General features: G+C 57.8%; 16 protein-coding genes and 2 pseudogenes. 10 read left to right on the forward strand and 8 right to left on the reverse strand.

Features of this window, described 5'->3' with window-relative positions:
* Nucleotides 1–74 precede the first annotated feature (74 nt).
* The 3 genes from ALO43_RS00195 to ALO43_RS00205 form a co-directional block, all read right to left on the reverse strand.
* Nucleotides 75–488 (reverse strand): VOC family protein, encoded by a 414-nt coding sequence (locus tag ALO43_RS00195; protein WP_005894940.1) that lies wholly within the window; start codon nt 486–488, stop codon nt 75–77.
* Nucleotides 489–662: 174 nt separating this feature from the next.
* A complete protein-coding gene (locus tag ALO43_RS00200; RefSeq protein ID WP_005894941.1) occupies nt 663–1607 on the reverse strand; it encodes a methyltransferase in 945 nt (314 codons plus the stop codon).
* Nucleotides 1604–3052: an iron-containing redox enzyme family protein gene (locus ALO43_RS00205; protein ID WP_054996947.1), complete on the reverse strand. Its 1449-nt coding sequence runs from the start codon at nt 3050–3052 to the stop codon at nt 1604–1606. The genes ALO43_RS00200 and ALO43_RS00205 overlap by 4 nt, the downstream gene beginning before the upstream one ends.
* 350 nt (nt 3053–3402) lie before the next feature.
* On the opposite strand from ALO43_RS00205, the gene ALO43_RS00210 reads away from it, so the two are divergent.
* Nucleotides 3403–3921, forward strand: a complete 519-nt coding sequence (locus ALO43_RS00210; protein WP_024671581.1) for a DUF4142 domain-containing protein — start codon at nt 3403–3405, stop codon at nt 3919–3921.
* Nucleotides 3922–4016: 95 nt separating this feature from the next.
* Here the strand turns inward: ALO43_RS00210 and ALO43_RS00215 are convergent, their stop codons facing one another.
* From ALO43_RS00215 to ALO43_RS00225, 3 genes are all read right to left on the reverse strand, one after another.
* Entirely contained in the window at nt 4017–4514 is a 498-nt protein-coding gene (locus ALO43_RS00215; protein ID WP_005894948.1) for a YciE/YciF ferroxidase family protein, read from the reverse strand.
* A gap of 106 nt (nt 4515–4620) precedes the next feature.
* On the reverse strand, nt 4621–4818 hold the full coding sequence (locus ALO43_RS00220; protein WP_005894950.1) for a hypothetical protein: 198 nt from the start codon (nt 4816–4818) through the stop codon (nt 4621–4623).
* Nucleotides 4819–4884: 66 nt separating this feature from the next.
* Entirely contained in the window at nt 4885–5766 is an 882-nt protein-coding gene (locus tag ALO43_RS00225; protein ID WP_005894953.1) for a manganese catalase family protein, read from the reverse strand.
* Between the two features lie 425 nt (nt 5767–6191).
* On the opposite strand from ALO43_RS00225, the gene ALO43_RS00230 reads away from it, so the two are divergent.
* The 9 genes and pseudogenes from ALO43_RS00230 to ALO43_RS00260 all read left to right on the forward strand — a co-directional run bounded on the left by ALO43_RS00230 (nt 6192) and on the right by ALO43_RS00260 (nt 16282).
* Complete coding sequence (locus ALO43_RS00230) at nt 6192–6413, forward strand: DUF6555 family protein (protein WP_005894955.1); 222 nt, start codon at nt 6192–6194, stop codon at nt 6411–6413.
* Nucleotides 6414–7823: 1410 nt separating this feature from the next.
* Nucleotides 7824–7991: pseudogene (locus ALO43_RS31935) on the forward strand (HAMP domain-containing protein); the annotation flags it as partial.
* A gap of 108 nt (nt 7992–8099) precedes the next feature.
* A complete protein-coding gene (locus ALO43_RS31940; protein WP_371903807.1) occupies nt 8100–8861 on the forward strand; it encodes a methyl-accepting chemotaxis protein in 762 nt (253 codons plus the stop codon).
* Between the two features lie 214 nt (nt 8862–9075).
* Nucleotides 9076–10062: pseudogene (locus ALO43_RS31945) on the forward strand (methyl-accepting chemotaxis protein); the annotation flags it as partial.
* 198 nt (nt 10063–10260) lie between these two features.
* Entirely contained in the window at nt 10261–10965 is a 705-nt protein-coding gene (locus ALO43_RS31950) for a methyl-accepting chemotaxis protein (protein WP_412778904.1), read from the forward strand.
* Nucleotides 10966–11436: 471 nt separating this feature from the next.
* Nucleotides 11437–13191 carry an ABC transporter permease gene (locus ALO43_RS00245; RefSeq protein WP_005894963.1) on the forward strand — a complete coding sequence of 585 codons (1755 nt, stop codon included), beginning with the start codon at nt 11437–11439 and terminating at the stop codon, nt 13189–13191.
* Nucleotides 13192–13222: 31 nt separating this feature from the next.
* Nucleotides 13223–14527 carry an ABC transporter ATP-binding protein gene (locus ALO43_RS00250; RefSeq protein ID WP_024669553.1) on the forward strand — a complete coding sequence of 435 codons (1305 nt, stop codon included), beginning with the start codon at nt 13223–13225 and terminating at the stop codon, nt 14525–14527.
* A 49-nt stretch (nt 14528–14576) separates the two neighbouring features.
* Nucleotides 14577–15644 carry a sensor histidine kinase gene (locus ALO43_RS00255; protein ID WP_024669552.1) on the forward strand — a complete coding sequence of 356 codons (1068 nt, stop codon included), beginning with the start codon at nt 14577–14579 and terminating at the stop codon, nt 15642–15644.
* On the forward strand, nt 15644–16282 hold the full coding sequence (locus tag ALO43_RS00260; protein WP_053479794.1) for a response regulator transcription factor: 639 nt from the start codon (nt 15644–15646) through the stop codon (nt 16280–16282). Before ALO43_RS00255 ends, ALO43_RS00260 begins: the two co-directional genes overlap by 1 nt.
* 4 nt (nt 16283–16286) lie before the next feature.
* Here the strand turns inward: ALO43_RS00260 and ALO43_RS00265 are convergent, their stop codons facing one another.
* Together ALO43_RS00265 and ALO43_RS00270 are read right to left on the reverse strand one after the other, a co-directional pair.
* The gene (locus ALO43_RS00265; protein WP_083492085.1) at nt 16287–18233 is read right to left on the reverse strand and encodes an acyltransferase family protein; all 1947 of its coding nucleotides are present in this window, start codon (nt 18231–18233) and stop codon (nt 16287–16289) included.
* Nucleotides 18233–19472, reverse strand: a 1240-nt coding sequence (locus ALO43_RS00270) for a hypothetical protein (RefSeq protein ID WP_234778483.1), incomplete at its 5' end; no start/stop codon positions are given. The genes ALO43_RS00265 and ALO43_RS00270, both read right to left, overlap by 1 nt.

Consider the following 19472-nt stretch of genomic DNA (forward strand, 5'->3'; position numbering starts at 1 on the left):
CACGCTTCTCGATCAGCCCAGCAGGCGTCAGAATTCTCTGTTCAGTCACATGCCTTGCTCTGTCGGCACTGCGCTCAGTAGATCGCCCAGCAGCCTGGCGTCAGCAGCTCAAGCAGATTCTCATCGGGGTCGCGGAAATAAATGCTCGAGCCGCCTCTGGGCCACTCGGTGCGGCCTTCGATGGCTACTTCGGCCCGAGCAAGTCTGTCAGTCCAGGGTTGCATCTGGTCGGCATCGATGGCGAAGCACACATGGATGCGTCCCTGCGCATCATGAGGGGGAATTTCGCCGCCGCTGAGGTGTTGCGTCTCTAGTGATGCCCCGCGTTTGAACAGCAAAAGCGTGCTCGAACCTCCGACGTTGAACGCCACCAGTGTCGGGCTTTCAAACATGATCTCCAGTTCAAGGGTGTCGGAGTAAAAGCTTCTGGCTGCGACAAGGTCGTCTACGTAGAGCGCGGTCTCGATGATCCTGTTGAGTCGTGGCATGCGTCGTCATCCTTTTCGTACTTGCGATAAATCAGCCTGATCAACAAGGGGCGTCGATCAAGGGCTTATGGCAAGTCTTGCAGAGACGCAGACAGGCTGGCCAATTCCGATTTTCTGGATGCGCGATCCAAGCGATCTATCGACAGATAACGGCAGCCAGCTTCCTGCCCTTTTTCACGCGCGGCGAGTCACTATCAGTTCGACCGCCGCAATACGGTCTACGTCCTCGTATCCGTCTTCCAGCAGTTCTTCGCCGAACACATCCGGATCAAGTTCTCGATAGGTCCACGCCAACGCCGAGTGACTGATATCGCCTCGCACCGACTCCAGAAACGGATCATGTTCGCCCACCATTGCTACGCCGGTGTACAGCACCAGCGAGCCGCCAGGTGTCAGCCGATCCAGTGACTCGCGCACGATGCGCACCGACAGGTCTGCCCCCAGTGCATCACCGCCGTGGCGATAGGCCCGGCGTTTGGCGTCTTTCATGTAAGGCGGGTTGGCGACTATCAGGTCGAACGTACCGGTGACGCCCGAAAGGATATCGCTCTGGCAGCACTCAACGTTTTCCAGCCCGGCCAACGCGGCATTGGTCTGGGCAAAGTGCAGCGCTTTGGGATTAATGTCGACGGCAAATACCTGCGCGTCGGGGCGTGCAACGGCGATCAGCAAACCTCCGGCACCGGTGCCACAGCCGATGTCTACAGCGCGGCTGATCACCTGCGATGTGTCTTGCAGGTGACGATTGATGGATTGAGCAAAACGGTAGGTATCAGGGCCGAAGAATACCGAGTCCTCATCCGACGTCGGGAAAGCCGAATGCATCAGCAGCAGGTCATCCAGGCTTGAAAACCTCACCCGGCTCTTCAAACCGTCGTCGCTGCGTTCAAGCACACCGGCCTCCAGCAGGCCTTGCGCTTCCTCGGCAGGCAGCATTGACTCCGGGATCTGACGGCTCCAGCCGAACACATCTCGCAATGATGCAGCAGTGCGATTTTCCGGGCGCTGATTCACACGCTCGTGGGTCAACGGAGTGGGCGTGATGAAGTGGTAGCCGTTGGTCTTCAGGCGTTCTGCCAGAGCGATCAATGCATTACGGTCAGGCAGCGGGTGGCTCATGCGTGTGCTCCAGTCATTCGTTCCGTCATGCTGCTGACAAACAGGCGCGTGGCGTGCAGTCCGGCGGCCGTTGCATGACGCGCTGGCGACATGCTTTCGATCAGGGTAGACATCTTTTCAGTGGCCGACGCTGACTCCAGCTTCATGTGCAATTCGCGTACATCCGGATCGGTTTCCTGAGTAGTGCTTGCCAGCGCCGGCGCTGGTTGAGCGCCGGTTTGAACGTTGCGAAAGCGCGAACGAAATGCCTCGGGCAACCGCTTGCCGGTCGATGGCTGGGCGCTGCCGTCCGGCAGCCAATCGCCAGCAATCCAGTCATGCACCAGCTGTTTTTCGTAGCCGTTGAACACGCCGAACATCGGCGCACCAGCGCCTTCGAACAACTTCCAGAAACGGCTGTGAATAGGGTCTTCGTGACGCTTGATCCAGCCCCGGTTCTCCAGCACAGCAAGAAACTCCGGAATCTGATCCGGCTCGGCCAGCCACTCATTGACTGTTTTTCCATCCAGACGGCAGTAGTCGGAATGCATATGCTGACCGAACGTGCGCTTGCGCTCGAGCATGGCCACAACTTCCTGCTCGAGATCGAACGACTGAATGACCTCGCGGGAGCCCATGCCCAGCTCGTTCAAGCGATAACCATTGGCGACACGTCGATAAAACTCGTCGCGCTCCTGACCTACCGGCATCAACTCGAGGACGCTCTGCGCCGCTTTGCGGGCATGCCCGGTACTGGCGTTATCGATGGTGACGTGCAGAGTAAAGTAATAAGGATCGATCCCCAGCTCGTTCAGCTCGAACGAGGTAATCAACAAATGCAGCGGCAGTTGTTCATAGCCCAAATTGTAGCCAATGACTTCAGGAAGGTACTGATCACTCAACTGGCCCAGCGAAAGCTGGATGGCCGCTTGCAGGTACGCTTCATCCGGCAGCGGGGCGCTAGTGTCGCAATCGAGATCGGCCAGCAGTTTGCGATACAGCGACACGTGGTTCTGCGCCTGCTCACCATCCCCCAGCTCTTCCAGGTACGTGCGAATCAGGCCGTGAAACCGGTAGTCCGCCCAGTGTGGCAACAGCCCGTACAACCAGGACCCATCCACTAGCTTGACCGGCGCAACGTGCTGAATGAAATACATCGCTTGCGACTTGTTCTTGAAAAAACGCCGTGGCTCACCATTACGGCGCTCTTCCAGATAGCGCGCATATTGATCTGCAACGACGCCAACGTTGTGCTCCATCCACTGCTCCAGCGCTTCCGGTTGCGTCGGAAGATCACTGTTTTCACGCTCTGCGCGGGCAAGGCAGTGGTTCAGAAAGGTGACCGCATCATGTTGATGTTCTGGAGCTCGATCATTCATCCATGAGTGGTAGATGGTTTTTGAACGGGCTTCTTCAACGACGGTTTTGACGACGGCTGTGCCGTTCATCACTTGAAGAGACGTCATGAAAATCGTACCTCGGCAGTTGAAAATCACATAGACGCGGTCACGCAGGACTTTCTGTTTTCTATAAAGCGTAGAGAAGGGAGTGTACAGACAGCCAGAAATTCAGCGCATTTTGCAGAGGACCGATAGGTGGCCCTCCAGGCATACGGCGTTATGCCAAGAAGGCAAATATCGGGATGGAAATCGGAATTCAGGTTGTATGGACAGGGCCTGAGTAGCGCTCGGCAAGCATGGCAAGAAGGAATGAAAAAACTCGGAACGCAGGTTTTTGAGGCAGGTCCGAATCTGTATGCCGTCGATAACGACAGCATGTTTACTCCACAAAAGCTTGCCAAAAAGGATGACCGAAAATGACCAACTATTTTCGTATGAGCGCCATTGCCGCTGTACTTACGCTGGGTTCCCAGATGGCCGTTGCTGCCCAGGACCCTGATGACTTTGTAGAAGACGCGTCTGCCAAAGGCATCGCGGAAGTTCAGGTAGGCAAATTGGCTCAGGATGAAAAAGGCGTAGCTGCGGACGTAAAAGAGTTTGCTCAGCAGATGGTCAAAGATCACACGGCTGCCAATGAGAAACTGGACGCGATTGCCAAGAAAAAGTCGATCGAAGTGTCCACTGACCCTATGTTGATGGACAAGGCCAAAGCGATGATTCTGGAAATGCGCGGAAAGTCGTTTGATCAAGCCTATGCGAACAACCAGGTTGTTGCGCATGAAGAAGCCATCAAGCTGTACAAAGAAGAAGCCGAGAATGGCAAGGACGCAGAGTTGAAAGCCTTCGCCAAAGAAACTCTTCCTACCCTGGAAAAGCATCTGGAGCACGCCAAAAAGCTGGCTGCTGCGCACGGCGGCAGCGCTGCCAAGCAATAATGTGACTGGATGTAAATTCAGATAGACCGCCTGGCCTGAACTGTTTTGCTCAGGTCAGGCGGTTACATATACGTTCACTACTTATGTGCTTGAAACTATTTACTTGAAGTGGCTGCCTGATTGCCGCCCTGTTCGGCGATAGCCGTCAGCTTCTCGTCAGCGCCTTTCTCTTCGGCCAATGTGGCACTGAGCAGTTTCACTGCCTCTTTCATCCCCAAGTGCTTGGCCATTGCGATGAGCGTGCCGTAACTGGCGATCTCGTAATGCTCGACCTTCTGGCAAGCGCCGATCAATCCTGCGTCCAGAACTTCGCCTTTTTCGATCTCGTCCAGCAGCTCCTTGCTCTCTTCGATCAAGCCTTCCATTGCCACGCATTTCATGCGCTTGAGTTTCAGGCCTTCGGCTTCCACCAACTGATCGATTCGCTCGATCTGCCCATTGGTCTCTTCCAGGTGAGCCTTGAATGCTTCGGCCAACAGCGGATTAGTGGATGCACGAGCCAGCCGCGGGAGAGCCTTGGTGATTTGCTTCTCAGCGCTGTACACGTCAGAAAGTTCGTGAATAAACAGGTCTTTTATCGTAGTACGAGCCATGCAGATGATCCTTTTTTGCACATGAAGTTATCCACAAGCGAGGCTAAAAGTCAGCCTCGCATGCGGGGTTGCAACAGGTTGAAAAGTGCAGCTGAAGACGGGTTGATCAGCGTCTGGGCAGGTTGTTGTCCAGCAACGTTCCGACGCCGAAGACTTTGGCAGCCATGACCACCTGAAACCCCCTGCGTGCCAGAAGCGCCTGTGCCTCAAAGGCACGAAGCCCATTCACGAATACCGCATCTGTCAGTGCATTCCCGAGTTCGCCATCAGGCGAAAAGTGCTTGCTGGAGCGTGTTTGCTTCATGATCCTTTCTCTTGATCGCGGTATCAGAGCTCTCTTCTATAAGTCAGCTTCTTTAAGAAGCAGTCCTCAAAGATCTTTGCCCTGAACAAAGCCCGACCCAAGGTCAGCACCAGTAATGGGGTTGGATGTCGGGTCGGACATGGTCCGTTCCTTCATCATTTCCAGAACCTCTGCGTCTTTGGCATCCAGGGTTACAGAGGCAGAACCATCACCACCGTCGACCGCTGGCTGAGGCGACTCGACGAACTCCCACTCGCCGCCCTGATTCCAGGGGCCACGTACATTCGGTTCACCGGACATGTTGAAGTACTTGTTGGTGAATTCCGGCATGCCCGGCAGTTTGCCTTGCGGGAAGTTAGGCTGAATGGCGTGCAGGGCTTTTTCGAATGACAACTGGTGAGCGATCTCACGGGTCATCAGGAAGCCCAGTGCTTCTTTTACGCCTGGGTCATCGGTAACGTTCATCAACCGCTCGTAAACGATCTTGGCGCGTGCTTCGGCGGCGACGTTGGAGCGGAAGTCGGCAGTCGGTTCACCAATGGTGTCGATGTAAGCAGCGGTCCACGGCACACCGGCCGAGTTGGTCAAAGGCGCACCGGCACCGTACAACAGGCTGGTGATGTGTGAGTCATTGCCATTGCCGTTGATAGCGCGGTACAGCTCACCTTCTTCTTCGATGCCTTCAGCCAGTTGGCCTTTGGCACCTTTGTTCAGCATGACGATAATCGAGCCTACGATTTCGAGGTGGCTGAGTTCCTCGGTAGCGATGCTCATCAACAGGTCTTTACGGCCTGGATCATCTTCGCTCAGCCCTTGTGTGAAGTAGCGTCCCGCAGCTGCCAATTCACCTTGTGCGCCGCCGAACTGCTCCAGTAGCAGATTGGCGAGTCCAGGGTTAGGGCGTGCTACACGAACGGTATATTGAAGTCGTTTGTTATGAATGAACATGTCGTTTCCTCAGGCTTTGTTTCTTGGGAAGCGTTAACCCATGTGAATGGGCCGATTCAACGCAGTTATTGGTTATGAAAAGAGAGGCCTGTAAACGTTGCTCATAACTTTCAATTCATGGGATGAACGGTGTCAAATAACGAGTTCAATAGAATTTAGTTATCTTGGTTGTCCTACAGGATCGACGCGTAAGTCACTGAACACCGGGCGCAGCGGGGCGCTCAGCGAAGGGGGCTCGACGGGTGAAATATTTCAAAAACAGTGCTTATAAGAAAAGACTATTAGTTGATTAAAGTCTTCGTCCGGGTCTTGCCCAAGCTCTTTAAGGTGGCTACATGCTATCACTTACATGATGGTGTTAATATTTTGAATTTTTCGAAAACGCCGCGATCTGTTTTTCGAGTCGACAAAGCAGGAGCTGCACAATGGCTGAAAAACACTACCGTATTGATTACCTGCTGCATGGCAGTTACAAAACGTTCTATGTAAGAGCAGGTGTCATGGACAACAGAGAAGCCTGGCATTGGGCATCAGTGGATGCGGGATTCGGTGCGATTCCCAAATACCGTTCTGATCCAGTACCAAAGCTGAGCAAACCCCAGGCTGAAAAGCTCGGGCTTTCAAATGTGGAGTGGGCCCAGGCGTGAAGCGCCTCAGGTTCACTACAGCATGATGCACACCGTCGTGCGGCACGATGCCGCATGACGGAGTGCAGCCACGTCAGTCATTGATCGACTTGAAACGTTTTATTTATGCATTTTTGATCTGAAAACACTCTTTTTGATCAGTATCTACGAATGATACGCAGGTGCTTGACCTCCTTTTGTCCCCCTTCCGTTTTTATCCTGTTCACGTTTGACGCTGCTTCGCCGATAGCCCGGTATCAGATGACGGTCATCATTGAACTTCCTATGGAGGCTTAGCTCTGAAGTGATATCACATTGCCTTCATCTGGGTGGGCGTCCCTACTCAGCGTGGTTAAACATGGCTTTTGGCATCTGTCGAGATACGAAGAAAGGAGTTCTTTTAGCCGTATCAGGCCTCCCTATCTAAAAGAGAACAACATGAACATTCTGTCGCCGGGCATCTACCTCACCAATCGCTTGCGCTTCCCTGCCAAATTCGCCGTTCTGGCCATCATCATCGCCATACCGTTAATCGTCCTCGGGCTGCGCGTTTTCGACAGCCTGAACACCAGCATCGACTCTATTTCGCAAGAACGCACCGGCCGTGAATATCTGCAGGTCGTGACACCCATCCTGCGACTTTCAATGCTGCAGCGAGCGCACACTAACCGTCTGCTCTCTGGTGATGCCTCTGCCGCGCAGGACCTGAGCACCAACCGGACACAACTCGACGCCGCCTTCAACAGCCTCGCTGATGTGGATGCTCGCCAAGGCGCAGCGCTGGAAACAGAGAGTCGCGTGCAGCGTCTTCGTGACGGCGCTCGATCTCTGATGGATAGCGTCAAGCCGGGCGCAGCCCCGGACGAGCTGTTCGCGCAGTGGAATGATCAACTGGCCCAGACGCTGAACTTTATCTACTACGTTTCGGCCACGTCGGGCCTGGTGTTGGACGAAGATTACGCATCGTTGTTCTTGATCGATCTGAGCACCATCCGTATGCCCCGAGAAATCAACGTCGCCGGGCAGATCCGCGGGCTTACTGCAGGGCTGAGTACCGGCCAGGGCCTGAGCCCGACAATGCGTGGTTCGCTTGAGGGCCTGTTGAAGAACGAACTGCAATTTCGTGGTGAGCTGGAGCAAAGTATCCGGCTGCTGAAGCGTCGCGCTCCAGAACTTGCCAGCCATGTCGGTGAGTCCATCGCGGTTGCCACTACCACGATGGACAGTTTTCGCAGCGATTTGCAGGCTTATGTAAAGGGCACAAATTTCTCGGCAGAGCAGGGCCTGGCATTGAGTGCGCGCGGTAACGTCGCAGTGTCGGGCCTCTATAAAGCTCAGGACGATATTCAGATTGCGCTGAAAAATGAATTGGACTCGCGTTACGACGCATTGCTGTTGCAGCGCGAAGTCGTGATCGGCATGTGCGTAGTGATGGGGCTGCTGTTGTTCTACGCGTTCCTCAGCATCTACCGCGCTCTGCGTCTGGCCATCGACAGCCTGCTGGGTGTCACCCGCCGCTTGGCCGACGGTGATCTGAGCGCTCGCGTTCAGGTGGTCAGCAAGGACGAAGTCGCTGATATCGGTAATGGTCTCAACCTGATGGCAGAGGCGTTTGCCAGCTCCATCTCGCATATGGATCGTACGTCGTATGAACTGTCCGATGTGGCCGCACGATTGGGTACTTCAATCGGCCTGGCCAAGCAGTCGATGAACGCCCAGCAGGCCGAAACCGAGCAGGTGGCCACAGCCATCAACGAGATGACCGCAAGCGTTGCCGATGTGGCGCAGAACACCGAAGGTGCAGCGCTGGCTGCGGATGAGGCGAACACAGCCTCGCGGAACGGCCTGCGCATCATGCATCAGGCCCACTCGACCATCCAGGCGCTGGCCGAAGAGGTTGAAGTCAGTGCTCAGAAGGTTCAAGCGCTGGCCCTGCACAGCCAGTCGATTGGCGGCGTCATCCAGGTCATCAGCACCATTGCCGACCAGACCAACCTGTTGGCGCTCAACGCTGCCATCGAAGCAGCGCGTGCCGGTGAGCAGGGGCGCGGCTTTGCGGTCGTCGCCGATGAGGTTCGCACGCTGGCATCGCGCACTCAGGCATCCACCGAAGAAATCCGCACCATCATTCAGCAATTGCAGGCTGCAACCGACGCTGCTGTTCAGCAAATGCAGGCCGGCCAACACAAGGCTCAAGCGTGCATCAGCGCTGCCAGCGAAGCCTCCGGCAGCCTGTCGAGTATCAGTCAGGGCGTCGAGCGGATCGTCGAGATGAACACGCAGATCGCCAGCGCCGCCGTGCAGCAGCATGCTGTTTCCGAGGACATAAACCGTAACGTTATGGAGATCCGTAACAGCTCCGGGACGTTGATGATGGGTATCGATAACAACGCCGTGACTGCCGAAGAGCTGGCACGTGTGGCGCACGACATGCGCAATGTGGTTGCGCGCTTCAAGCTGAATGCCTGATATGACCGGGGGGCTCACAGCCCCCCTGTCTTCACCTGAATCAACGGCCGAACGTTGATTCTTTTTTTTGATCAAGTTTTGCTTGTCTGCGGCCGATAGCTCTGGCGCGCGGGTTTGCTGTCCATAAAAACAAATCTTCAGCTCCTTCAGTGCGCATAAAAAAGCATATTCAGGAGATGTTATGAACAGCAGATTTGCCAATATCAGCGTCAACATGAAGTTGGCTCTGGGCTTTGGGACCGTTCTTTTTTTTACTGCCGTCCTCGCTTTCGTCGGCTGGACCAGCCTCGACAAACTCATCTACCGCACCGACAGAATCGGTGACATCACTCAACTTGGGGATAACCTGACCTCGTTGCGGGTCGCGCGTCTGCAATACATGCTCACCGATGGCGATGAAACCGCCGCCCAGAACATGCAGAGCAAACTGGACGTTTTCAAGACGCAACAACAATCGCTTCTGAAAAGATTCAGCAACCCGCTCAACCTCAAACCTCTGGGCGAGCTGGCTGATGTCACACGCGATTACGAAGCCTCGCTCACCCGCATGCGTGCGGCTTATCAGGCCGGTTCCAAGGTTCGGACCGAGATGGCAGTCAATGCGGCAGCTGCAGCGCAGACGATTGAATCGCTGAACACCGCCGTGATACAGACGGACCCTTCGGAGCCGACGCGTTTCGATCAGATCCTGTTGGTTAATACGGCCCGGCAGGACCTGCTTCTGGTGGGTAACGAAGTTCGCAGCTATACCGTGAAACCGGATGAGAAGTCTGAGAAAGCGGTCTTCCAGCAACTGGATACTGCGATCGGCCACCTGGACGCACTCAAATCCACTTTTGACGCGACCAATCGCGAGCAGATAGTACGGCTGGAAACGGCCCTGCGCAGTTATCGCGGCTCGGTCGAAGCGTTCAAGGTGACGACCCAGACAGCCGGCGCGGTCCGTAAAGACCTGACCGCTCAAGGCGCGGCCATCGTCCAGCTTGGCGAGCAGCTGTATGGCATTCAGATGCAGCTTGCCAAGGAGGATGCCGCACGAGCGCGGAACCTGCAGCTGGGCTGCGTATTGCTGGTTATGCTGCTGGGCATTCTCGCTGCTGTCGTGATCACGCGTCAGATCACCCGTCCGTTGCGCGATACGCTGGCAATTGTCGAGCGCATTGCTTCCGGCGACCTGACACACACCGACGCCATCACCCGACGCGATGAGCTGGGCGTGTTGCAACAGGGCATTCAGCGCATGGGCACCACCCTGCGCGAGCTGATTTCCGGTATTCGCGATGGCGTCACGCAGATTGCCAGCGCGGCCGAGGAACTGTCGGCGGTCACCGAGCAGACCAGCGCCGGGGTCAATAGCCAGAAGGTGGAAACCGATCAGGTCGCCACAGCAATGCAAGAGATGTCCGCGACCGTCCATGAAGTGGCACGCAATGCCGAGCAGGCTTCCGTAGCCGCCTCTGATGCCGACAAGCAGGCTCGCGAGGGTGACAGGGTGGTCGGCGAAGCCATTAAGCAGATCGAACGACTGGCTGCTGAAGTGGCTCGTTCATCCGATGCCATGAATGTCCTGGAGCAGGAAAGCGACAAGATCGGCAAGGTCATGGACGTGATCAAGGCGGTTGCCGAGCAGACCAACCTGCTCGCGCTCAATGCGGCTATCGAGGCTGCGCGTGCCGGCGAGGCGGGTCGTGGTTTTGCTGTAGTTGCCGATGAAGTTCGCGGTCTTGCTCAGCGTACCCAGCAGTCTACCGAGGAGATCGAAGGCCTGGTCGCTGCCCTGCAGAACGGCACCCGCCAGGTGTCGGGCATCATGCTGGGCAGCCGCACGTTGACCGACAGCAGTGTCGAGCTGACCCGCAAGGCTGGTACTTCACTGGAAAGCATCACCAGGACCGTGTCGAGCATTCAGGCGATGAACCAGCAGATCGCGGCAGCGGCCGAGCAGCAAAGCTCGGTTGCAGACGAAATCAGCCGCAGCATCGTCAACGTACGCGACGTATCCGAACAGACAGCAGAAGCCAGCGAAGAAACAGCCGCGTCCAGCGTTGAACTGGCCCGCCTGGGCGGCCAGTTGCAGATGATGGTCAGCCACTTCCGCGTTTGATCCAGCCAACGCGAAGCTGCAGAACGCATTTCGTGACGCTCCGCGCCGCACCTCTGACCCGAGGTCGGACGCGGAGCGTCCAGAAATGCATACCCACGCGGAGCATGGGCACGATGGTGTTCCAAGTAGGGGACGATAGTGTTCTTCCAGTCGCCTATCGTTCCCGCGCTCCAGCGTGGTAACGCATTTCGTGACGCTCCGCGCCACACCTCTGCGCCACGCCGCTGACTCAAGGTCTGATTATCAGCACAGGCATGAACACACTTATTAGATAACTATACGTTCGTATATATAGCGCATACAGACGGATCAACATGACCTACTTTTGCAGGTTTTAACAGTTGTTCGAAACTCTATAAGCTTGTCCTCATTATCCGGCAACCACTATTGCCCTTTATTTGTAATCGCTGAGAGCCCGTCTGCTTATAAAGCTGGCCGGGCCGTGCCTGTGCAGCCGATTCGAGGTGAGCTATGCATTCAATATTTGAATTCGGTAAAAGCCTGCGAGCGCCCCGTTTTATCAAACACGGTGCGCGTAATACGTATTGGGCCGATGGTGTCTGTCTGGTCCTGCTGGCGGTGTTTGTCGGGCTGTTGCTGTATGGCGCAGGCCAGATGCTGCAGCCAATTGACGTACTGACTTCAAGCCCGGTAAGCCTCGACCCCGCGCGGTTGCCCGAGTATGCCTGGCGTACCACTTTGCGCATGTTTATCGCGCTGGCGGCTTCGTTGGTTTTTACCTTTGTGGTGGCCACGCTGGCGGCAAAGAGTCGCAAGGCTGAACAGGTGATTATTCCGGCGCTGGATATTCTTCAGTCGGTTCCGGTGCTGGGGTTTCTGACGTTTACCGTCACGTTTTTCATGGGCCTGTTTCCCGGTCGGCAACTGGGCGTCGAGTGTGCCGCCATCTTCGCCATTTTTACCAGCCAGGCGTGGAATATTGCATTCAGTTTCTATCAGTCGTTGCGCACCGTACCGAGTGACTTGAGCGAAGTCAGCCGCCAGTTCGGTCTGTCGCCCGTGCTTCGTTTTACCCGGCTGGAGCTGCCGTTCGCCATTCCCGGGCTGGTCTGGAACATGATGATGTCGATGTCCGGAGGCTGGTTTTTCGTGGTGGCCTGCGAGGCGATTTCGGTGGGCGATACCACCGTCAATCTGCCGGGCATCGGTTCGTGGCTGGCGTTGGCCATCGAGCAGAAAAACCTCATGGCCATTGCATGGGCAGTGGGCGCAATGGCGCTGGTGATCCTCGCCTACGACCAATTGCTGTTCCGTCCGATTGTCGCCTGGGCGGACAAATTCCGCTTTGAGCAGACGGCGTCGTCGAAGCGTCCGCGCTCCTGGATGTACAGCCTGCTGCGTCGCTCTCGTCTGGCGCCAATGCTCGGCGCGCTGCTGGCCGCCCCGTGGAAGGGCCTGATGCTGATCGACTGGCGCGTGCTGTCGAACGTCTGGAAGGTCAGGCCCACGCCCGCCGTGTCGCGGTTGATCGATTATCTGTGGCTGGGGCTGGTCATGGCCGGTTGCCTGGCCGGTGGTACGTACCTGTTCCGGTTCATCGAGGCCTCGTTGGGCCTGAGCGACATGGCCACGGCGTTTGGTCTGGGCCTGGCGACCATGTTGCGGGTGATTGTGTTGATCATCATCGCCAGCCTGATCTGGGTGCCGATCGGGGTGTGGATTGGTCTGCGTCCAGTGTGGGCCGAGCGGTTGCAGCCAGTTGCGCAATTCATGGCGGCGTTTCCGGCCAACGTCCTGTTCCCGTTTGCAGTGATCGCGATTGCCGGCTTGCACCTGAATCCGGACATCTGGCTCTCGCCGCTGATGGTCCTCGGTACCCAGTGGTACATCCTGTTCAACGTGATCGCCGGGGCCAGTGCCTTGCCGACCGATCTGCGTGAGGCGGCCAGCATGTTCAACATGCGCGGCTGGCAGTGGTGGCGCCGTGTGGCCCTGCCGGGCGTGTTCCCCTACTACGTCACTGGGGCGTTGACCGCTTCGGGCGGTTCGTGGAACGCCAGCATCGTCGCCGAAGCGGTGTCATGGGGCGATCAGCATCTGCAGGCGGCAGGGCTGGGTTCGTACATCGCCAACGCGACACAGGCGGGGGATTTTCCGCGCGTCGCACTGGGCATCGTCGTGATGTCGGTCTTCGTGATTGCTTTCAACCGGTTGTTGTGGCGCCCGCTGTACGGGTTTGCCGAGCGACGTCTGAGTCTTGTGTGACCTTGGGTCATCTTGTTTAAGGGAGGGCGCCATCATGATGGCTGTCGAAACGCGTTGCCTGGTTGATGTTCAGAAAGTCCGACACGTGTACGGCACAGGCAGCAAAGAGCGCCTGGTGCTGGAAGACGTGACACTGCAACTTAACGAGAACGAAATCGTCGGTCTGCTGGGCCGGTCGGGCTCTGGCAAGTCCACGCTGCTGCGCTCCATTGCCGGGCTGGTGGTGCCGACCGAGGGCGAAGTCAACTTCCCTCGCCGGGCGCAAGGGCGGGCGATGTCAGTGGGCATGGTGTTCCAGAGTTTCGCTCTGTTTCCTTGGCTGACCGTACTGGAAAACGTCGAAGTCGGGCTTGAAGCGCAGCGTGTGCCCGCGGCTGTCCGGCGCAAGCGCGCGCTGGCAGCTATCGACCTGATCGGCCTGGACGGATTCGAGAGCGCCTACCCCAAGGAGCTTTCCGGGGGCATGCGCCAGCGAGTGGGCATGGCACGGGCGCTGGTGATCGACCCTGACGTGCTGCTGATGGACGAGCCTTTTTCCGCGCTCGACGTGCTAACCGCCGAGACCCTGCGCACCGATCTGCTGGACATGTGGAGCGAAGGGCGCATGCCCATCAAGTCGATCCTGATGGTGACGCACAACATTGCCGAGGCTGTGCTGATGTGTGACCGCATCCTGCTGTTCTCCTCCAATCCGGGGCGAGTCATCAGCGAGATCAAGGTCGACCTGCCGCAGCCGCGCAATCGCCAGGACCCGATCTTCCGGGCGCTGGTCGAAGAAATCTATGTACTGATGACGCAGGACAACGACGCAAGCGAAATCCGTCAGGGTGTATTCCCCGGCACTGGTCTGGGTATGGTCTTGCCACAGGTCTCGACTAATGCGCTGGCGGGTCTGATTGAAGCGATCCATGCGCCGCCTTACAGCCTCAAGGCTGACCTGCCGGAGCTGGCCAGCGCGCTGCATTACAACGCCGACGAATTGTTTCCGATTGCCGAGGTGCTGCAACTGTTGCGCTTTGCCGAGCTGAAAGGCGGTGACATCCGTCTGTTGCCTGCGGCGAATCGCTACGCACTGGCCGACGTGGATGAACGCAAGCAACTGTTCGCTCAGCATTTGCTGAGTTTCGTGCCACTGGTGGCGCATATTCGACGGGTGCTGGATGATCGCCCCACGCACACGGCACCCGCGCGGCGTTTTCGCGATCAGCTGGAAGACTTCATGTCTGAAAGCGATGCCATGCAGACCCTGAACGCGGTGACTCAATGGGGCCGTTACGCCGAGCTTTTTGCCTACGACGAACTGGCCGATCAGTTCAGTCTGGATAACCCGTCGTGAGGTTTGTACGACATACTCTGCGGGCCTTTTGAAGAGCGAGATGGTGCAGATGGACGAGCCGCAATCCTGCAGCACGGCTGCGATGGCAGTCAGGTGGGTCGCTTTGCTGGCGTTGGCGCTGGTCATTGCGATTGCCGACACGTTGACCGATCTGGAGATCGCCGTGGGGGTATTCCAGATCGCGGTGGTGCTGCTGGCTGTCAGACTGTTGCCGGTCAGGGGCGTTATTGCTGTCGCGGTGGTGTGCATGGTGCTGACGGTGGTCAGTTACGAGATGACCACCTCCAGGGGCAGCGAGGCATCCGGGCTGATCAATTGCGTTATCAGTCTGTCCGCCATCGCCATCACGACCTGGCTGGCATTGCGCATGGCCCGGGCGATCAGCACAGTTCATGAAGCGCGCTCACAACTGGCCCGGATTGCCCGAGTCAATCAGTTGGGCGAGCTTACGGCGTCCATCGCCCATGAGGTCAATCAACCGCTGTCCGCCATCGTCATCAGCGGCAATGCCTGCCAGCGCTGGCTGGCCGCCGAGCCGGTCAATCTGGACAAGGCACGTCAGGCGGTCGAGCGCATGATGAGTGATGCGAACCGTGCCGGCGATATCATCGTGCGGGTGCGCGCCCTGGCAAAGCGCTCCTCGACGCACAAAGAGTGGATCAGCGTGGCTGACACCGTGGCTGAAATCGTGGCCCTGGCGCACAGCGAGATAGACGGGCAGGGCGTCGCGCTGACGGTCGAGGTTCCGGAAGGCCTGCCGCCGTTGCTGGCTGACCGGGTGCAGATCCAGCAGGTGCTGCTGAACCTGATGCTCAACGGTGTGGATGCGATGAAAAAGGTCGCGCCGGATCAGGCGCAACTGGAGGTTCGGGTGGATTGGCGCGAGGGCGGCGATATCGGATTTTCGGTGCATGACAATGGCGTCGGCGTGCCGCCGGAACATGTTCATCAGCTGTTTGATGCGTTCTACACCACCAAGGAGGAAGGCATGGGGATCGGCCTGGCGATCAGCCGGTCGATCATCGAGGCCCACGGCGGGCGTATCTGGGTCACACCCAACCCGACAATGGGTGCTACGTTTCACTTCACGCTGCCCACTGGAAAGATGGAAACCTGATGATGACACCCACCGCAGACCCGCAGGCCGCCGAGCCGATCATCTACGTTATCGATGATGACCTCTCGGTGCGCTCTTCACTGGAAGACCTGCTGGCCTCGGTGGGTTTGCGCAGCCTGCTGTTCGGCTCGACCCGGGAGTTCATGGAGGCTTCGCGCCCTGATGCGCCGGGCTGCCTGATTCTGGACATCCGCATGCCTGGCATGAGCGGCCTCGACTTTCAGGAGCATATGGCCAGGTCAGGTATCTTCCTGCCCGTCATCTTTATCACCGGGCACGGCGACATTCCTATGTCGGTGAGGGCGATGAAAGCCGGAGCCGTGGAGTTTCTGACCAAGCCCTTTCGCGAGCAGGACTTGCTGGATGCCATCCAGCAAGGGTTGGCTCAGGACCGCAATCGCCGCCAGAACGACGCAGTCGAAAGCGAATTGCAGCGCCGTTATCTCAGCCTCAATCAGGGTGAGAAGCAGGTGATGGACCTTGTGGTCAGCGGCCTGTTGAACAAACAGATTGCCGCTCGACTGAATGTCAGTGAGATCACCGTCAAGGTCCGACGCGGCTCGGTTATGCGCAAGATGGAAGCTGACTCGCTGGCTGATCTGGTCAAGTTTGCCGAGCGTCTCAAAGAGCTTCACTGAGCCTCTACGGGTTCATCAACTGCGGCAGCACGTAGTTGCGCACGACGTACAGCGAGCCTTCAGCACTCAGGTGCCCCGAGTCGATCTGCAAAAGCGAATTGCTGTCTTCCGGGCGCACCCGACAGGCATCGGCAATGCACAGTTTGTCGATCAGCGAGACGAAGCGGATGCCTGCCGAAGCAGCCAGCTGGCGGGCGGTCTGATCGGTTGCCATGATGCTGCGGTCCAGTGCCGGGTCGTTGATATACGGCTCGGTCAGCCCCCAATGGCGGTTGACGATGACACTTGGCAGCGATGGGTTCCACTGTGGCAGCGGGCCGATCAGCACAACATGTCTGACGCCAAAGCCTTTGAGTCGAATTGCTATGCGGCGCCAGTCAGTCTTGTCGTGGCCGTCTTTCTGCGCAATGACCACGGTCTCCGGACGCAGCCTCTCAATACTTTGCAGGGCCGTTCTGTTGGAGTAGTCACAGGCCCGGCTGGTGGCCGATGCCCGTCCGGCGTGGTCGAGCAGATCAGGCAGGCAACTGGCCGATGCCACCTGATAGAACGGCGTATTGCGCGCCAGTAACTTGCGCAGCCCAAGTGACAGCGCCTGCGCGTGGGAGTCGCCCCACAGGAATACTCCGCCTGCGCCCTGCTGATGCGTGCAGGCCTCGTCGATCCCGGTCTGCCCGCGCTGGGTCATGGCGGAAAAGGCGTCGCACTTCAGCCAATAGGGTTCATACAGGTGGTGCTGGCGATCGACGTATTCTTCGATAAACAGCGCTTTGTCCGAAACACTGATTGCACGCAGCGGCGTTATCACGCCTCGGTTCATGCTCACCAGCGCGCCTGCGACGAAAACCAGAGCGGTCAGCGAGGCAAATTTCCAGCGGCCGACGCGCGCAGGCTTGCTGACAGGCTGTTCGATCAGTCGCCACGAGACCAGGCCCAGTGTCAGCGCCAGCAGCATGCCCGGCAATACCGTACGCATTTCGCCCAGCCAGCCGGCGTAGCTCATCCACACCACCACCGGCCAGTGCCAGAGATACAGCGAATACGACAGTTTGCCCAACCACTGCGACAGCGGATTGCCGGTCAGCGACGAGTCATTGCGTGCCGCCGTGATCACCGCAAAAGTCCCCAGCACCGGCAGCGCCACCAGATACCCCGGCCAGGTGTCCTGCACCGAGAGCAGAAAGAAGCCGGCCACTATCATTGCCAGCCCTAGCGCTTCCAGAGCCCGCTGCTGCAGCGCCCTTAACTGAAACGGAAACACACACGCCACGCCACCCGACAGCAGTTCCCACGCGCGAGCCGGCAGCAGGTAAAACGCAGCTTCTGGCGCTTGCCACGAGGCCACGATGCACAAACCAAAACCGGTCATGCATCCACCAAGCACCCACCAGCGCAGGTTGTGCAGCGCAACGACGCGGCTGAGGAGCAGCAGCGTAATCGGGTAGAGCAGGTAAAACTGCCATTCGACCGACAGCGACCACGTGTGCAGCAACCATTTTTCATGGGCGCTGGCGGTGAAGTAACCAGCCTCGCGCCAGTAGACGAAATTGGAAACGAACCCCAGGCTGCTCGCCACATGGCTGCCCAGCGCGCTGTAGTCCAGTGGCAGCAGATAAAACCAGCCCAGCAGCAAGAGGCAGAAACACAACACCGCCAGTGCCGGAACGATGCGTCTGGCCCTGGAAGCGTAAAACGTCACCAGCCTGAATGTGCCGTTTTTCAGCCCGCGCATGATGATCCCGGTGATCAGATACCCCGAGATAACGAAAAAAACATCTACCCCCGCAAAACCGCCCGGCAGCCAGGCGGGGTGGAAGTGGAACAGCACTACGGCAACCACCGCTATGGCACGCAGTCCGTTGATGTCTTTTCGGAAGGCCGTGGGTACGCCGGATGTCGGAGGAGCGGCAGGGGCTGGCGCGACTGTGCTGCAGTCGCCTTGGCGATTCATCACTGGCTGCCAAGGGCGGGTGCCGGTGTTCTGGCAGTGATTGCATAACCGATGGCCAGGCCAGCAAACAGGTTTGCGACCGCGACCTCGAACATGTCGGTAGTCCAGCTGATCAGGCACCAGCAAAAAACGACCGTCAGCAGCATTCGGCCGACGCGGGTCTTATCGTCGATCAACCTGAAAAACAACGGAATCTGCAGCGCATACAGCAGTAGCCCGAGTACACCCAGCATCGTCCACAGGTACAGGGCGGAACTGTCCATGCCGAGAAAGATCCCTGCGCCTTCGACCGGAAATATCCCCATGGTGCTGCCGACCATGCCGAAGCCTGCTCCCGTGATCATCCAGCCTTCACGGCGCATGGCATCAATCAGATTGGGCCACGTGTTGATCTGCCGGTCATACAGCGAGGCCATCGAGCTGCCGTTGCTGACCTCGTACGCATCAAGGTTCAACACCAGCCCCAGCGTTGGCAGCAGCAAACCGACAAACACCGCCACCACACCGATAACCCGACAGGTCCAGCTCATCCGCTGGATCATCAACAGGCCGATGGTGGCGGCGAATGCGGCGGCGGGGGCTTTGCTGGTGGTCATCACGATGGCGTAAAGCGCCACGGCGCCCAGCATTGCCATGAGCAGGCGCGAGCGCAGGAACATGAACAGGTACAACGTGTAAAAAGCGATCATGATCGACAGCACGTTGGACACTCTGGCAAAGCCTGCGAGGCGGTCCGATTCGTCAGCGCTCCATGTGGTGTTGGCGCTCAGTTCGGTTCCGCCGACGTTGTAGCTGTAACCCTTCCATGGCACCGAGAGAAGCCTGTCCAGCGCAATCCCCAGCAAGGACGCCAGCAGGCAGAACACGATGGCCTGGCAAAACAGCTTGCGACGGTGCAACAGGTGTTTCCCGCAGACAAGGCCAAACAGCAAAGGGCTTAGGGCGAATAAGCTGAACGCCAGGTTGTGAACGCTGGCGCGATGCAGCATGGCCAGCAGGCCCGAGATCAGCCACAGGACCACAAACGTCCAGAACAGCGGCCCGGCCTTGAACGTGCGCAGTTCAAGCACAGCCAGCAGAATGCAGGCTGCCTTTGGCAAGTAGAGCAGGGGGCCTGTGCCGGCCTGATCGAAGTAGAAGCGCAAGGCTCCGGAGAAAGTCTCGACCAGAATCAGGCTGATGGCGACCCACACCATTACCGTCGACTTATCAAAGGACATGATCGACGCGCGCGCGTCG

This window comes from Pseudomonas tremae, from assembly GCF_001401155.1.
GTDB lineage: Bacteria > Pseudomonadota > Gammaproteobacteria > Pseudomonadales > Pseudomonadaceae > Aquipseudomonas > Aquipseudomonas tremae.

Coding starts and splice junctions, on each gene's coding strand:
- ALO43_RS00195 (WP_005894940.1), bottom strand. CDS start 488: ATGCCACGACTCAACAGGATCATCGAGACCGCGCTCTACGTAGACGAC.
- ALO43_RS00205 (WP_054996947.1), bottom strand. CDS start 3,052: ATGACGTCTCTTCAAGTGATGAACGGCACAGCCGTCGTCAAAACCGTC.
- ALO43_RS00260 (WP_053479794.1), top strand. CDS start 15,644: ATGATGACACCCACCGCAGACCCGCAGGCCGCCGAGCCGATCATCTAC.
- ALO43_RS00200 (WP_005894941.1), bottom strand. CDS start 1,607: ATGAGCCACCCGCTGCCTGACCGTAATGCATTGATCGCTCTGGCAGAA.
- ALO43_RS00220 (WP_005894950.1), bottom strand. CDS start 4,818: ATGAAGCAAACACGCTCCAGCAAGCACTTTTCGCCTGATGGCGAACTC.
- ALO43_RS00265 (WP_083492085.1), bottom strand. CDS start 18,233: ATGAATCGCCAAGGCGACTGCAGCACAGTCGCGCCAGCCCCTGCCGCT.
- ALO43_RS00225 (WP_005894953.1), bottom strand. CDS start 5,766: ATGTTCATTCATAACAAACGACTTCAATATACCGTTCGTGTAGCACGC.
- ALO43_RS31940 (WP_371903807.1), top strand. CDS start 8,100: ATGAACGCCCAGCAGGCCGAAACCGAGCAGGTGGCCACAGCCATCAAC.
- ALO43_RS00215 (WP_005894948.1), bottom strand. CDS start 4,514: ATGGCTCGTACTACGATAAAAGACCTGTTTATTCACGAACTTTCTGAC.
- ALO43_RS00245 (WP_005894963.1), top strand. CDS start 11,437: ATGCATTCAATATTTGAATTCGGTAAAAGCCTGCGAGCGCCCCGTTTT.
- ALO43_RS00210 (WP_024671581.1), top strand. CDS start 3,403: ATGACCAACTATTTTCGTATGAGCGCCATTGCCGCTGTACTTACGCTG.
- ALO43_RS31950 (WP_412778904.1), top strand. CDS start 10,261: ATGTCCGCGACCGTCCATGAAGTGGCACGCAATGCCGAGCAGGCTTCC.
- ALO43_RS00230 (WP_005894955.1), top strand. CDS start 6,192: ATGGCTGAAAAACACTACCGTATTGATTACCTGCTGCATGGCAGTTAC.
- ALO43_RS00255 (WP_024669552.1), top strand. CDS start 14,577: ATGGACGAGCCGCAATCCTGCAGCACGGCTGCGATGGCAGTCAGGTGG.